This window comes from Rhodoferax sp. P2_H8_2 (assembly GCF_056403235.1).
On sequence record NZ_JBFUFW010000009.1, the window covers coordinates 171009 to 186793 of the forward strand.

The window sequence follows — 15785 nt, forward strand, 5'->3', positions numbered from 1 at the left end:
GCATTGTGACAGAAAGCAAGCCCGATACGACCCCCGCCCAAACTATGGCCGACATAGGCAAATTTGATGCCTTGCAGCTATGGTTGGACCCAAAAAATGGGCTATTAGCCCGGCTTGGCAACGCCTTGAAACAGCAGGGTGCGCATCCTGCGCGCAGCGTGATTCTGCTGCCCTATGCGCAACTGCGCCCATTGGCCAATCGCTTGTGGGCGCAAGCCTTTCCCGATGGCTTTGTGCCACGGTTTGAGACCACGATGAGTTGGGCCAGTGCATTGGCAGAAGGTGGTGCCGATGCAGTGAGTATCCAGATGGACGTGGCGGCCGATTTGCCCACTGCGCAGTATTTGCTGCGCAAAGCGGGGCTGGCCGCGCAATCCGAGGCGTTGGCGGGTCTGTTGGTCCAGACGGCGCAGCAGTTGGCACCTCTTGCGGCGGCCTGTGTTCCTGACAAAAGAGCCGCTTGGGCGGAGCAGCATCGCCATGGGACTTTGGCGAGCCTGGAAGGTGCCGCATTGGCGTGGGAGGCGGCGGTGGCCCGCATTGCGTTGGAATGGGCTGCCGCCTCGACTTATCCATCCGACATCCTGTTTACTGTCGATGTGCGTGATGCCACCGATGCACTAATCCTGGTACAGGGCTTCTCCAAAGAGCCTATCGTGGCGGGCTTGCAATCTGTATGGGCAGACAAACTGACGGTAATGAGTCTGTTGTCCGAATCGCACGCCCCCTCGCGATTTTCCATGCCAGCCATGCATGCATGCCGTGATGCAGAAGACGAAGCGCAGCGCAGCGCAGCCAGTGTATTGCGCCACATCGAAGCCGGTCACGGACCGGTGGCGCTGGTCTCTTCGGACCGCTCGCTCACGCGCCGGGTGCGCGCGATGCTCGACGCGGCGGGTGTACAGATTCGCGATGAAAACGGCTGGAAGCTTTCCACCACGGCGTCTGCTGCAAGGGTGATGGCGTTGTTGCGGGCGGTCGCCTGGAATGCGTCGACTGACAGGGTGCTGGATTGGCTCAAGGCGTGCCCACAATGGTTGGGCACGCTGGACGTATTGGAGGCAATGGCACGGCAGGCCCAGGCGCGCGATTGGTCAGAGGTTCGCCGTATTCCGAAGCTGCTGGAGCTGCCCGAGGTCGTGCAGGAACTAGATGCTGTGGACGCCGTGCGAAGGCAATTCACAGGTCGTCGTACGCTGGCGCAATGGTTGCAATTACTGGAAGATGTTTTGCGCACTACGCAGGTTTGGGATCTATTGGAAGCAGATCCTGCCGGTGCTGAAACCTTGGGCGCGTTGCGTTTGGATGCTGTTGCCAAGGTGGCTTGGATGCAGCATCTGGAAGGCAGTCTGTGGGGTAGTCACAAGCTGGACCTGCCCGGGTTCACCGCATGGGTGAACCAGACATTGGAGTCGGCCAGCTTTCAGCCCGAATACCCGTTGGTAGAGCAGGCCGTGATTCTTCCGATGAGCCAGATGCTGGCACGGCCGTTTGGCGCAGCTGTGATTGCCGGGTGTGACGAAGTTCGGCTCAGTGTGTCGCCGGAACCCGCGGGCATGTGGACCGCGGCCCAGCGCTTGGCGCTGGGGCTACCAGCGCGCGAGACCTTGGCAGAAGAAATGCGACAGGCCTGGTTGCAGGCGCTGCGGGCGCCGCATTGCGATGTGCTTTGGCGCACCAGCGATGATGCGGGGGAGGCCTTGCAGCCCAGTAGTTTGGTGCAGTTGTTGCAACTGGAAGCGCATCAGCAGGGGCTCGCCCTGGAGTACGCGCCGGACCCGCGCGAGGAGCGGGTTGTTGCATCCACTCCGGTCAGCACGCCGCTGCCTACCGGCGCATCGCTGCCGATGAAACAGCTGTCACAGGGCGCGTATGAAGACCTGCGCAACTGCCCGTACAAATTCTTCGCATTGCGCCAGTTGGGTCTGAAAGAAATCGACGAGCTCGAATCCGAGATCGACAAGCGCGATTTTGGTCTGTGGTTGCACGCGGTGTTGGCGCATTTCCATGCGGCTTTGGCAGCCACGCCTACCACAGACCGCGCATCGCGCATCGCGCTGATGGAAGAAGCGAGCCAAAGGGCGACGGCGAGCCTCGCACTGCCGGACGGCGAGTTTTTACCTTTCTCTGCCGCCTGGCCCGCAGTGCGCGATGGCTACTTGCGTTGGCTGGAGCAACATGAGGCAACGGGGGCGGTGTTCGCCGAAGGGGAGGCAAATCACCAACAGGACCTGGGTGCCATCAAATTAATCGGACGCATTGACCGGCTGGACACGCTGCCTGATGGTTCGGCGCTGGTGCTGGACTACAAAACCGAGGCACAAGGCAAGACAAAAGCGCGGGTCAAGGACCCGCTGGAAGACACGCAGATGGCGTTCTATGCCGCGCTGTTGCCCAACGACACGCTGCAGGCGGCTTACGTCAATGTCGGCGAGCGGGATGGGACCTCCCTGGTTGCACAGCCACATATCGTTGAGGCGCGCGATGCGTTGATAGAGGGCATTCTGACTGACATGCGCCATATTGCTGAAGGCGCGGCGTTGCCAGCCTTGGGTGAGGCAGCTGCCTGCGAATACTGCCAGGCGCGCGGCCTGTGCCGCAAAGATTTCTGGAGCCAGGCATGAGCGACACCAGAATAGACGCGGCCTACGAACACCAGGGTGTGCATGTCACGCCCCAGCGTTTTTACGCAATTGCCTGCGACCCGCGCCGCAGCGTGGTGGTGGAAGCTTGCGCCGGCGCGGGCAAGACCTGGATGCTGGTGTCGCGCATGGTGCGCGCGTTGCTCGACGGCTGCGCACCGCACGAGATTTTGGCGATCACGTTTACGAAGAAAGCCGCTGGTGAAATGCGCGAACGGTTGCACGATTGGCTGCTGGAGTTTTCGCAAGCGGATGACGCAGCCTTGCGCGAAGCGCTGCATGTGCGCGGCGTGACGGAAGAGATTTCGCCCGAAATATTGCAAGCCCTGCGGCAACTGCATGGCGCGTTGTTGCGCCACGGAAGGCCAGTGCAGATACGGACTTTCCACAGCTGGTTCGCGGCGCTGGTGCGTAGTGCGCCTTTGTCGGTGTTGGAAGAACTCGGCCTGCCCGCCCAGTACGAATTGCTGGAAAACGATAGCCAGGCGGTGACGCAGGTCTGGCGCCGCTTCCACACGCGTATTGCGCAAGACACGTCGGCGCGCAATGACTATGTAGACGCGGTGGCGCAGTACGGTCGCCATCAGACGCTCAAAGGTCTGGAAGCCGCGCTGAACAAGCGCGTGGAGTTTGCGTTGGCCGATGCGCACGGTGTGGTGGACCGGTCGGTGCAGACATTGGCTGAGCGCTTCCCGGACTACGCAGGGCTGACCCAGCCCTCAGACCGTTTGCACCAGGCCGATGTGCGCCAGCGCCTGCAGGCTGCTGCGAGCGCGCTGGGGGCATCTACCTTGGTGACGTGCACCAAGGCTGCAAGTGCGCTGGAGATGGCGATGACTGCCAGCGACAGCGCAGGCATCGTTGCCGCGCTGCTGACGCAAAAGGGCGAGCAGCGCAAATTCAGCGAAAAGCTGGCCGGGCTGGAGTACGTGCGCGAAGCGCAGGAGTTGCTGGTGCGCATGTCGCAAGCGCAAATCCAGCACGATGCCTGGCTGCACCAGCAGCGCATGGCGCGGCTGACACGCGGGCTGATTGATGACTACGCCGCGCTAAAGCGCGAGCGGGGTTGGATCGATATGGGTGATCTGGAACGCGCCGCATTGACGCTGATGTCAGATCCTTTTCTTGGCGCCTGGGTGCAAGAGCGGCTGGATGCACGGGTGCGGCACCTGCTGATCGACGAGTTCCAGGACACCAACCCTTTGCAGTGGCAAGCACTGAGCGCCTGGCTGGATTCGTACTCAGGGGCCGGGCGTGCGCCCAGCGTGTTTATTGTGGGCGACCCCAAGCAAAGCATTTATCGCTTCCGCCGCGCCGAGCCGCAGGTGTTTCAAGCCGCCAAGGTGTTTGTGGCACAGGGCCTCGGAGGTGATGTGCTGAGCTGTGACCACACGCGGCGTAATGCGCAAGCTGTCATGGATGTGGTCAACACCGTGATGAGGCAAGCACAGGATCAACAAGAGTTCGAAGGATTCCGTACCCACAGCACCGCGTCGAAGGCGAGTGGCAGTGTGCTCAAGTTGCCGCGGATTCTGCGTGGTACCACTGGGGCATCCGCCGAAGAAGAAATCATGGGCTGGCGCGATTCGTTGACCGTGCCGCGCCATACGCCCGAAGAAACCCGCAAGACGCTGGAGTGCCGTCAGGCCGCGCGCTGGCTGGCCGCGCAGATGGTAGATGGGCAACTGCATCCACGCGATGTGCTGGTGCTGGCGCGCAAGCGCGAGCGCCTGGGGTTGATGCAAGAGGCACTGGCCGAGCTGCATATCCCGGCACAGCAGCCCGAGAAGAATGACTTGTCCGAACTGCCCGAGGTGCAGGACATCGTCGCCTTGCTGGATGTACTGGTGTCACCCCGGCACGACCTGTCGTTGGCGCGTGCGCTGAAATCGCCCATCTTTGGAGTCAGCGATGACGATCTGGTGCAGATCGCTTTGCTGAGGCGTGCTGCGCCCAGGCTGTCGTGGTGGCAGATACTGCAGAAATCCAGCGATCTCCCCGCCAGCCTACAACGTGCAGGCCAGTTGCTGGTGCGCTGGAAAGCCTGGCTGGATTCCTTGCCTGTGCACGACGCGCTGAGCGCGATCGTGGAGGACGGCGACGTGCTGGCCCGCTATGCGACTGCCGCACAAACCTCGCAAGTAGACACGGCACTGTCCCATCTTCAAGCGGTGTTGCAAGCGGCGCTGGCGGTCGATGGCGGGCGCTACCCCAGTGCGTACGCTTTTGTACGCGCTCTGCGCGCGGGTGGACACACTGCGCCTGTACGGGCCGACCGGGACGCAGTGCGTCTATTGACAGTGCATGGTGCCAAAGGTCTGGAGGCGCAGCTGGTTTTGATCCTCGATACCGATGGCAGCGCGCCGTCCAGCGAATCCATGGGTGTGTTGGTGGATTGGCCGGGCGAAGCGGCTTATCCGCAAAGACTTGTGTTTCTTGCCAGCGAGTCGCAGCCCAGTGCGTGCGTTGCTGATGCGCTGGCGCGCGAGCAGGTTGCCCGGCAGCGCGAGGAGCTCAACGCTCTGTACGTGGCGACCACACGCGCCCGCAACACGCTGGTGATTTCAAGCATGGAGACACACCGTGAGCAGGCTGGGAGCTGGTGGCAGCGGCTGGAAGGTTTGGCGGAAGATGTGGCAGTACCGGAGCAAGAAAGTGCGGAAGCAGCCTTAACCCCGCCAAACCAGGATGCAATCCAGATACTTCTGAAAATAGTGCCAAATCAGGCTGCAACGCCCGTAAAACGTGCGCAAGCAGCTATGGAATATGTAGCAACCGGATCGACTGTCGATGCGTCCACGGACCTCGATGCGCGTATCGGTTTGGCGATGCACAGGCTGTTGGAGTGGTCAGGAGCACAGCCGGGTTGGACACCGCGCCAATTGCTGAAAGCACAAACAGAGTTTTTGCTGGACGGGCAGCAGATCGCAATCGCCCGCGGGATGGCACAGCGCATACTGCAAGGCGAAGGCGCATGGGCTTGGGATACTTCGGATCTCGCCTGGCAAGGTAACGAAGTTGGCATCGCGTGGCGCGGTAAGCCGCTGCGCATGGACAGACTGGTGCAGCGCCGCTCTACCGGCGAATGGTGGGTGTTGGACTACAAGTCCGCCGCGCAGCCTTTGTTGCAGCCTGAGTTGTTGGCGCAACTGCAAACCTACCGCGATGCCGTCGCAGCAGCCCAACCGGGCCAGGTCGTACGGGCCGCTTTTTTAACCGCGCAAGGCGCACTGATGGAAATGACAAGCAATGCGCAATGAAGATGTGATGGCTCCGGTGATTGATGTTGCCGTGATCGGCGGCGGCCCGGCGGGCCTGATGGCAGCGCAGGTGGCTGCACAGGCCGGGTGTTCTGTGCATCTGTTTGACGCGATGCCGTCCGTAGGCCGCAAATTCCTGCTGGCGGGCAAAGGCGGGCTGAACCTGACGCACTCCGAAGGCGCTGATGCCTTTGCGGGCCGTTATGGCGCGCGCCGCCCTGCGATTGAGGCGCTGCTCAAAGACTTTGATGCGCAAGCCTTGCGCGACTGGGCGCACGGACTGGGCATTGAGACCTTTGTTGGCACCTCAGGCCGCGTGTTCCCCAAAGACATGAAAGCCGCGCCGCTGTTGCGCGCCTGGTTGCAGCAGCTGCGCCATCCGCAGCAGGGCCAGCCGGTGCAATTTCATATGCGGCACCGCTGGACAGGCTGGGCGGAAGACGGCACCTTGCAATTCGACACGCCACAAGGTCCAGTGACGCAACGCGCCCGCTCCGTGGTGCTGGCGCTGGGCGGTGGAAGCTGGGCGCGGCTGGGATCGAACGGCGCGTGGGTGGATGTGCTTGCGACCAAGGGTATGCAAGTCGCGCCGCTGTTGCCATCCAACTGCGGCTTTGATGTGCAGGGTGGCTGGAGCACGCATTTCTCCAGCCGTTTTGCCGGGCAGCCGTTCAAGTCGGTCGCGATAACGGTGGCAACAACCGATGGCCGCGCATTCCAGCGCAAGGGCGAATTTGTAGCCACGGAGACTGGCGTCGAAGGCAGCCTGATCTACGCGGCGTCGGCTTTGCTGCGCGATGAAATCCTGCAAACCGGAAGTGCGAAATTCAGCTTGGATTTACTGCCCGACTTTCCCTTGGAACGGGTTCTGAAGGAATGCAAGCATCCGCGCGGCTCGCGCTCGCTGTCCAGTCATCTGAAAAGCCGTCTGTCGATCGACGGGATCAAGATGGGTTTGCTCTATGAGCTGTGTACTAAAGAAACATTGGACAACCCGGATACGCTGGCCAGCGCGATCAAGGAATTGCCATTGATGCTACAGGCTGCGCGTCCGCTGGATGAAGCCATCAGCAGTGCGGGCGGTGTGGTGTTTGAATCCATGACTCCAGGCCTGATGCTGGAGCAATTGCCGGGCGTGTTTTGCGCCGGAGAGATGCTCGGTTTTTATAAAAAAGCAATTACATGCCGGATGTCATTTCGATCAATAAATTCAAGGCTAAAGCGTTCGTCAAGTCGCATATCGGCTTGCCGGAAAGTAGCAGCTCAGGTTTCAGCTTGCAATAGACCTATATTTTTAAGGTATTCCGACGCTCCAGTCCCTGCTTTACGACCAGTAGATATACAAGCAGTTAACAGATAGCCACCTGTCGGAGCTTCCCAATCGATCATTTCTCCAGCACAGAAAACGCCTGGAATGTGTTTGAGCATTAATTCAGGTGTCATGGCCTCAAACAAGACACCGCCTGCGCTGCTAATAGCCTCATCTATTGGACGGGTTGCCTTCAATGTGATTGGCACTGCTTTAATTCCTGCGGCAAGGCGACCGGGATCGTTCATTTCTTCCTTCGACAATAGTTCACGAAGAATTCCCGACTTGATACCGTCTAAATTCAATCGACTCTTCAGATGGTTGGATAGTGAACGACTGCCTCTCGGGTGACGCACTTCGGCAATCACTTTCTCGTGCGTCAAATCGGGTACCAAATCAAGAGTGAAGGTAGCGCTGCCACGAAAAAGAATTTCGTCGCGTAACAATGCCGACGCCGCATAAACCAGACTTCCTTCGACCCCCGTAGAAGTAGCGACGAACTCACCTTTTCGACTAAATGAATTTCCCTTGCTATCGGAAAACGAGATCGACACTGATTTGAAGGGTTGTCCGGCGAACTTTTCTACGAAGTGTTGACTCCATCCATTTTGCACTTCGAAGCCACAATTTGAGGGTAACAATGGAGCCATTGCGACTCCGCGTTGGCTGAGTATTTGAGTCCATGAACCATCGGAACCCAAACGTGCCCAGCTACCTCCACCAAGGGCCAAAATCACAACAGAAGCGGTGACTTGCTTTCTTCCTTGAGGAGTTTCAAAACAAAGACTATGGGAGTCTTTAGGATCGTTTCCGACCAAACCTATCCAACGGTGGCGAACGTGGAACTGCACTGCCGCACCGTCAAGAGTAGGGTGGCGCAAGCGATGAATCCACGCTCTAAGTAGTGGCGCGGCTTTCATATCTTTTGGAAAAACGCGACCGGATGTTCCTACAAATGTCTGTACACCGAGTGTCTCAGCCCAATTCCGCAAATCTGTGGGGCCGAATTCTGCCAGCAAAGCATCAATCTGCAGTCGGTTTGTATTGAAGCGACTGGCAAAAAGTTCTGCGCCTTCAGAATGCGTGAGGTTCAGGCCTCCCTTGCCGGCTAGAAGGAACTTACGTCCCACAGACGGCATTGAGTCAAATAGGTGTACCTCGATGCCAGATTTGCTCAGCACTTCAGCTGCCATCAGACCTGCCGGACCACCACCAATCACGGCAACAGTTACGTCAAACTTTGCATTCATTACGTTCCGTTTTTGTATTTAGTATTTGGAAATTGAAACGACAAGAGATTTCAGTTTTCAATTGTCTGAGAAATTTGATTCGTTTCAGGATTTTCGTTCTGTCGTTGTACTTTCCAGAGAAGTTGCGCAATTCCAGCGGCTCTGGTGATTAGAACAAAGAGCCTTGGATAATCGTGGACGCTGGTCCATCACGATAGATTTCCACGGGCGGCAACTGTATGAGTGATTCGGCTTCGTCGCTGGTGCCATTGAGCCATGTATCCCAATTTTCATGTTCCAGGGGTACGGGACAGCGTTTGTCCTGTTTGTTTGGCGGCAACCTGGGGTCCGGCTTGTGCATCTGATTCAACAATGGGTGGCTGTCACAGTTCTGGGTGATCAGAGTGAAACTCGGCACCATCCAGCCGGTTTCTGGATCTTGCCACTCACTCCAGAGGCCAGCTAACGCCCAAGGCTCACCATCTGCACGCCAAAGTTTCCACCAAATGTTTCGGCCAGATGTCCAGTTCGGTTCTATGTAACTATTCGCTGGCACCAAGCAGCGCTGACCACGACGCCATGCGTTTCCGAAAGTAGGCGTCTTGACCATACCTTCGCGCCTACAGTTGTTGGTGGACAATCTTTTGCCATCTGGCATAGACGGTATGTGGGTCGGTGAAAACGGAGGGATCATTCCCCACTGCGCTACGATTACTCGATTACGCAGCACGATGGGGCCTGGCATATTCGGCGCAACCTCGGGCCCGTATTCACCACTAAATGCCGGCACAAAATGCGTGCGCATGATGGTTTCTCGATCAGATGCTGCATACAGATTGCACATAGGACCAATCGTAGCGTTAACGGGCAGATACAGACAATATGATGTTTGCCTTTCTCATTGATCAAATTGCACCAGCAGCTCGGAGTAATTCTGTCAAAGAACTAGCAACCGTATCTCAACTGTTCACGTCAGCGTTGATTTAGGCGCAATGGAATACCAGTCTTCCAGATAGTTTTCCATGGATCGCTTAGTCCGACATTTGAGAGCCCTCTATACAGAGCTTGGCCGATGACATCGGTATGTTCACAAGGGCCGATCATTACTCGATCAATTAGTTTGACTGGTTCTAGACCAATAAGTCCTTTGTCAGGGTGGTCCTCCAGCTTAATCTTAAGGACTCTCTGGGGTATTCCACCTACCGTCTCTACTTCGACGGGTACCAGCGGACTACTCTGAAATTCAGGCGAAGCCACCACTCTCCATTCGCGCTCTTCTGCAAACGCAGGATGTTTTGTGCACACAGTTGCATATCGCAACATGCCAAAAATTGTATTGCGCGTGGACTCGCGACCGATTGACTTTATGAGTTGGGCATTTTTGCCAATTCCATCAACGACCTCGCTGATTTGTTGTTGCAGGCCATCATCATCAAGATAGGCAACAGGCATGGAGTAGGCGGCAAGTGCATCGCTTTCTTGAAACAAGACATCACCATTTATGACGAGGGCAACCCCCGCGTTTCCACCATATGCGCGCCACATAGAAAGACGACCAAATGCGTCGTCAGCTGGCATATGTTCAGAGAGGCAAAGGATAAAAGTATCCTTGCTAAACCCTGGACTCCAAGCGTAAAAGGTATCTAGGATCTCCGCCATAAGTCCCGGGTAATGCCGATCAATCTCGTGTTTAAGTTTTTTCCCGACTTCTGACTTTAGGGCACTCACGACGCAAGAAAGGCCATGTGCAACCTCTGAAGAATCATTCATGACCATTGTGCTGCGCATCCACATAGAGCGACTGCTCAATATCAACATCGCTGTTGCTGCGTTTGTGTAGTAAGCGAATCGCCCTTTATGCTCTTTCATTCGCTTCACCGCAGCGTCTGCATAGGGAAAAAATACTTGCTTATAGAGCGGGAGTAACGTTGGTTCGATGGCCATTTTTATTTCAAATACATTGTGCGATCCCTGAGATAGGCAGTTCATTCTAAGAACGATTCACAACATGCAAGGCATGTTTGCCGGCAAAAATGAACTGTCGTTGCATATTTGGAAATAGCAGTCCATCATCATCCAGGCTATTGCTGATCAGTCTGCTTGCATTGATCGGTGCAATTAGCCTTGCGACGCAACCGTACAAGACCGCAATCGAGGCGAAGCGTGTCGGCCACGCTCTCATCCACTTTGCCAGATTTCAGACTTTCAGGGTGGTTGCACATGGTGGGTAGACAGATCATTGCTCCAAGAGTTACATTTGCCAACGAGTCGCTTCGCAAAGAAAGCGAACGCCTTGAAATACACACGATGGCTCGTAGGGAGGGCTGATGTTCTTCGGCAGAAACAAGACGGCAACTGGCGCGCGTGGTGAACCCATGCCGCATGAAAACGACGGCCCCCCTGATTCAGAGAAGCCGTCTGGCCTTTGTCCGCGATGCGAGAAGCAGTCAAGCTTCGAGTACGTCAACTCCTTACCTCTTACGTTCGACGGTGGTTACATAGTTGAACGAAGTGGTGCAAATCAACCGACATTCAACGAGCGAATCACATCATTAGTCTGCCGTCACTGCAACCAAGGAGTTCTTGTATTGGAGGAGCAGTGGATTGGTGAGCATCGTGCTAAAGAGCGTAAAGGTGGAGGTAACGTAACGTGGCGTGGATTCCATTGGTGGCCGCTAGCAGGGGCGCGCTTGCACGCCGCTATACCAGCTCCAATTCAAGGGATTTACAACGAAGGTGTTCTGGCGCTGGCTGCGAACTGCCCAAGAGCCGCCGCTGTAATGGCTCGGCGAACACTGGAAGCGGTTGCTGTGGACAAAGGTGAATTGACAGGGACACTAGCGCAACGTTTGCACAGTTTGTCATCCAAAGGGTTTCTTCACCCGTCGTTAGTAGATTGGGTGAGGGAAGTTCGACTTGTCGGCAATGCGGGTGCGCATTACGACCCGATGGACATAGTGGATAGGCAGGATGCGCAGCAACTGATGGATTTCATTCTTGAGCTTTTAAATTACTTGTATGTCTTGCCATGGGAACTCAGCGCTAGACGCACCGCAAAGCCATAACTCCTCAGATCAGTACGCGGCTATGACCTACAGTGACTCTAATAGTGACGCTTATTGCCAATGACACGCATTCGTAGCCACTGTAATGCTTGCAATCACTCCACTTGGCACGGCGTCGTCGCTTCAGCTGAAACTAACCGAGAGGATTCTCTTTTTGGAGAACATCAGCGTTGGCATGCTGAGACACTGCAGTGCTGCGGCTGCGACCTTTTTTCATTCAAGCTGACTACTCACCCTTTTTCTTTCCAAGACGAAGGCGATAAACCTGAAATTGAATTCTTTCCAGAACGTAACTATAAGAAGCGGCAACGGAAATTCTTTTCCCGAATGCCAGCATCAATTCGAACGCTTTATCACGAGACGGTAGCTGCGCACGATTCGAAACTAGTCCTGCTATCAGCAGTCGGGTTGCGAGCTCTGCTAGAAGCAATCATTGTTGATCGCATCGATGCATCCAAATACGCATTCAGCCTGGAATCAAAAATCAATGCGCTCGCCAACATCTTTGATGACAAAGTCATAACGACACTACATGACTTTCGCACTGTCGGTAATGAGGCGGTACATGCTCAAGTTACTCCTGACCATCTTGATATACACCGAGCACTCTACGTTGTGGAGAGTCTCATGGAGTACTTCTACGGTTTAGTTGGTAGCTCGGACCTATATCAAGAAAATAAGGCAAAACCCAAAGCGAAGCGAAAACCGAAGCAAGTGTCTTAACTTAGGAGTAAAACGTGAACACAAGTAGCAATTCAGGTGGCGCACTTGGAATCATTGCAAATGCAATAAATCCGCAGAAACCGAGACCCCAGCAACTGGGGCTAGCTTCTTGGCTTAGACCAGAAGTGAAGGGCATGTACTACAGTGGAAAAGCTCTCACTTTAGATGGCTACAAGTTCGTCGGTTGCCGATTTGACAATTGCGTTCTACAGGTTACTTCTGACAACTTTGAAATTATTGAGTGCGTTATCGATAAGACAACGCGGATTGAGTACTCAACCAATATCTCAAAGATCATTCGGCTTTTTCTCGGTCGATTCGATTGGGCTACTCAGTATTTTCCTGAGTTTGTACCGACTAAGCATGCCAATGGCTCTGAGTCAATTACTGACTATGGGGGCTAAGAATGTCGAACTTGAATGCGAATCTTAGTGCCGCCACATCGTTCAATGTTCGCCCAGCTAGAAGTCAAGTTGTCCTGGTGAGCCTGACTGTTATGGCAATCGTAGCAGTCCTCCTTGGGGGAATCCTGTTGGCTATGGATAAGACTGGCGGTTGGATTTTTGTCGTATTGTCAGCGGCTCTCTGTGCCGCGGTAGTCTGGTGTTGGCGGCAGTCTCAGCGCGATACCGACTTGGCTCAATCTCATGCGACGCAGTTGGTAATGGCGGATGGGACAAATATATCGACTGACAGTCGCCTTCTCGGCTCGCCTGAGGCGTTTCAGAATTTCGCCAAACTGATTGCGGCTTTTGCATCACTTCAACCGCTTCCTGAACCCAGTGGATTGGCTGGGCCCGGGGGAATACTCATCCCCAACTCCCAACAAAAGGCTATTGAGATAGTTGACGGTATTAATGCCAACACTCAGAGGTCACACAACGAAGTGCTCTCTCAATTGCAAAAGCAGGTGTCACCAAGTGCGATGGTTCAGCTGCCCTTGGACGAGAAAGGGCAACCGCCGGCTTCCGAGGCTGGCATTGAACTACCCAACTCGCTTAAAAAGGAGCCATAAACGGCGCTTGAGTCGAAAATTCAACGTTGATTTTTCACTAGGAACCACATGCCACATCCGACTGATGTTCGCTTCCCCAAAGCCATTCAAGAGCTTTGGGCCACACTCTTAGTGGAGGTTGTGTGGTTGCATGGTCGTTGGATAATTTATCGCCAGCTTTTCGGAACCAGTAAAAAACGCATTGAACTTCTGAATGAAACCGCTGGAACCGTGACGTGGGTTCTACAGAACCTATTGCTGCACGATGTGCAAATGGCGTTAAGCAAGATTGGTGATTCCGCGGGTAGTGGAAAGCGCAAGAATTTAACTCTACGTAGATTACAGGTCGAATTGCACGGAATTGGCGAGAGTTCCGTTGCAGACGGAATGGAGAACTTACTTAATAGTTTTGAAACTTCTTGCGACAAAGTTCGACATAGAAGAAATAAATGGATTGCGCATAACGATTTGGACACACTCCTCAACGCGCGCGCTATTCCATTGGAAGGCCCATCGCGTGACGAAATCGAGAATTCAATGGAAAAACTGCGCGATGTGATGAATCTCGTGGAACTGCATTACACCCAGACGACGAGAGCATATGAACACTTCGTCATGAAGCAGGATGGAGAACATCTGATCGCGGCATTGACCCGGGCAAAGCGGTACCGCGAGTTGGTGGCAACAGGCGATATTCCAAGAGACGATTTGCGAAAGGCCTATCCAAGTGGAGTCTGAACTATACGGATTGGTAGACACGAAGATTCTTAAAAAAGAATTGGACGAATGATTAGTTCGACAACAATTTTCAAACGTCAGAGTGGATGTAGCATGACTTTTCAGGCAATCAATTCCCGCAAATCAGCCGCAATGCAGACTATTGCACGCGCCATGTACTTGATGCTCTCCAGCCTTGCTGCATTGGGAATGTTGACGGGGACAGCCCAAGCGGCTGACTGCGTCACAGTGTCCGCCGCCACAGCAAAGGCCATTCCGCTCCGATCAACTCCGTCAGCAGCGAGCCCATCTCTTAGCACCCTGGCGCCTGACAAGTACCTCCCTTTAGTTGCTGCTGTTCCGAATTGGTACCAACTGAGTCTTCAGGACGGCCGTACGGCCTTTGCAACCAAGCGCACAACAGAGATCAAAAATTGCCCACCAGGAGTCGAAGCCACTACAACCCCTCATGGCTCAACAACTACGTCCGGAGAGGTAGTTTTTGAATTGCATGCAATTGATGTCGGAACCGGACTGGCGGTGTTGCTTCGTGGACCTGACTTTGCGGTGCTTTACGACGCCGGCAGTAACGACGATCTGGGGTTGGGTGCAAAGAACCGCGCCATTGCCTATCTGGAAACGCTGAAACCAGCATTGGTAAAGCTGGACCATGTCATTTTGAGCCACCCACACCGCGACCATGTGGAACTTCTACCTGATGTGATCGCAAAGTACAAACCCACCAACGTTTGGAATTCCGGTGCGTACAACGGAATTTGCGGATACCGCAACTTCTTGCGAGCTATCGCAGATGATCCTGAAATTCAGTACCACACCGTCACTATGGACACAGGGACTGAGAAGGTGCCCATGACCAAGAAGACTTGCTACGGCGTAGCGCAAGAGCAGCAGATTCTGGAAATTCAGCATGCAAAGCGCATTGACAACGAAAAGATTGTTCTAGGCCAGGATGCGTCAATGACAATCTTGTACGCCAACGGCGCTCACCAATCCAGCTTCAATGAAAACAGCCTGGTTGTCCGATTCGATCTCGGGAACAAACGCATCCTGGTTATGGGTGACGGAGAGGCAGGAGGGAGAAAAGCGCCTTCTAACACCCCAGCAAATGGTTCTGTGGAAGGAACACTTCTGGCTTGCTGCACATCGGATCTGAAAGCGGATGTATTGGTAGTTGCCCACCATGGAAGCAAAACGTCGTCCCGAATCAAGACGCTAAATGCCATTGGTGCCAAGCTATTCGTGGTTTCAGCTGGACCAACCAAATACGCCAGTGTTGTGTTGCCAGATGCTGAGATAGTTGATGAGCTCACCAAGCGCGGTACGTTATTCCGTACTGACTTGGAAGATGATCAGTGTGGCGATTCGGAAGACAAGGTGGGTACAACCGCCGATGGCAAGCCCGGTGGCTGCGACAACGTCCGACTGTTGATCCCGAGGCAGAGCGCTATTACTGCTGAGTATTGGCATCCAAATTAGGATCAATCACTTATCCGTACAGGTGACTATCTACCCGATACTTGTATTGTGCATATTCCGGAAATCACTGACCACCATTCCGGCAATTGCTGACCAGTTCGTTGGTGTTGACCACGGTCGATCTTGACTGCAATCGAGACAAAGCCGTCTTGGGATGACGCCAGAAGAATGCCATATAGCAGTCTTCCCCCGTTTGGGAAAGGTATCTGCTTGCTAACGGGTCACCCGCGATCGCGTATACGGTGAAGCCTCCGGTACTCACACCTAATCCCTTTACGCGTCGGTTACCGCATTCTCTCTATTACGTGTCTGATACCTTGCCTTGGTCGCGTTTGAATAGTTTCAACTC

General features: G+C 54.8%; 12 protein-coding genes. 9 read left to right on the forward strand and 3 right to left on the reverse strand.

Features of this window, described 5'->3' with window-relative positions; translation table 11 throughout:
• Positions 1–125: 125 nt before the first annotated feature.
• Genes AC1DV6_RS15775 through AC1DV6_RS15785 form a run of 3 tightly spaced genes read left to right on the forward strand, consistent with a single transcriptional unit; the run spans position 126 to position 7262 of the window.
• Positions 126–2624 (forward strand): PD-(D/E)XK nuclease family protein, encoded by a 2499-nt coding sequence (locus AC1DV6_RS15775; RefSeq protein WP_477979037.1) that lies wholly within the window; start codon positions 126–128, stop codon positions 2622–2624.
• Complete coding sequence (locus AC1DV6_RS15780) at positions 2621–5902, forward strand: UvrD-helicase domain-containing protein (protein ID WP_477979038.1); 3282 nt, start codon at positions 2621–2623, stop codon at positions 5900–5902. Before AC1DV6_RS15775 ends, AC1DV6_RS15780 begins: the two co-directional genes overlap by 4 nt.
• Positions 5892–7262: a TIGR03862 family flavoprotein gene (locus AC1DV6_RS15785; RefSeq protein WP_477979040.1), complete on the forward strand. Its 1371-nt coding sequence runs from the start codon at positions 5892–5894 to the stop codon at positions 7260–7262. Before AC1DV6_RS15780 ends, AC1DV6_RS15785 begins: the two co-directional genes overlap by 11 nt.
• On the opposite strand, the gene AC1DV6_RS15790 is transcribed toward AC1DV6_RS15785, so the two are convergent.
• The 3 genes from AC1DV6_RS15790 to AC1DV6_RS15800 form a co-directional block, all read right to left on the reverse strand.
• The gene (locus tag AC1DV6_RS15790) at positions 7166–8461 is read right to left on the reverse strand and encodes a TIGR03862 family flavoprotein (RefSeq protein ID WP_477979042.1); all 1296 of its coding nucleotides are present in this window, start codon (positions 8459–8461) and stop codon (positions 7166–7168) included. The two genes, AC1DV6_RS15785 and AC1DV6_RS15790, sit on opposite strands and share 97 nt — an antisense overlap.
• Before the next feature lie 148 nt (positions 8462–8609).
• The gene (locus AC1DV6_RS15795; protein WP_477979044.1) at positions 8610–9284 is read right to left on the reverse strand and encodes an SOS response-associated peptidase; all 675 of its coding nucleotides are present in this window, start codon (positions 9282–9284) and stop codon (positions 8610–8612) included.
• Positions 9285–9412: 128 nt separating this feature from the next.
• The gene (locus tag AC1DV6_RS15800; RefSeq protein ID WP_477979046.1) at positions 9413–10384 is read right to left on the reverse strand and encodes a DUF2971 domain-containing protein; all 972 of its coding nucleotides are present in this window, start codon (positions 10382–10384) and stop codon (positions 9413–9415) included.
• Between the two features lie 383 nt (positions 10385–10767).
• On the opposite strand from AC1DV6_RS15800, the gene AC1DV6_RS15805 reads away from it, so the two are divergent.
• The 6 genes from AC1DV6_RS15805 to AC1DV6_RS15830 all read left to right on the forward strand — a co-directional run bounded on the left by AC1DV6_RS15805 (position 10768) and on the right by AC1DV6_RS15830 (position 15436).
• Positions 10768–11505, forward strand: coding sequence for a DUF4145 domain-containing protein (locus AC1DV6_RS15805; protein ID WP_477979048.1), 738 nt, complete (start codon positions 10768–10770; stop codon positions 11503–11505).
• Positions 11506–11565: 60 nt separating this feature from the next.
• Positions 11566–12228: a DUF4145 domain-containing protein gene (locus tag AC1DV6_RS15810; protein ID WP_477979050.1), complete on the forward strand. Its 663-nt coding sequence runs from the start codon at positions 11566–11568 to the stop codon at positions 12226–12228.
• 14 nt (positions 12229–12242) lie between these two features.
• Positions 12243–12632: a hypothetical protein gene (locus tag AC1DV6_RS15815; protein WP_477979052.1), complete on the forward strand. Its 390-nt coding sequence runs from the start codon at positions 12243–12245 to the stop codon at positions 12630–12632.
• Positions 12633–12634: 2 nt separating this feature from the next.
• The gene (locus AC1DV6_RS15820) at positions 12635–13243 is read left to right on the forward strand and encodes a hypothetical protein (protein ID WP_477979054.1); all 609 of its coding nucleotides are present in this window, start codon (positions 12635–12637) and stop codon (positions 13241–13243) included.
• A 48-nt stretch (positions 13244–13291) separates the two neighbouring features.
• On the forward strand, positions 13292–13960 hold the full coding sequence (locus tag AC1DV6_RS15825; RefSeq protein ID WP_477979056.1) for an AbiU2 domain-containing protein: 669 nt from the start codon (positions 13292–13294) through the stop codon (positions 13958–13960).
• Between the two features lie 93 nt (positions 13961–14053).
• Complete coding sequence (locus AC1DV6_RS15830) at positions 14054–15436, forward strand: ComEC/Rec2 family competence protein (RefSeq protein WP_477979058.1); 1383 nt, start codon at positions 14054–14056, stop codon at positions 15434–15436.
• Positions 15437–15785 lie beyond the last annotated feature (349 nt).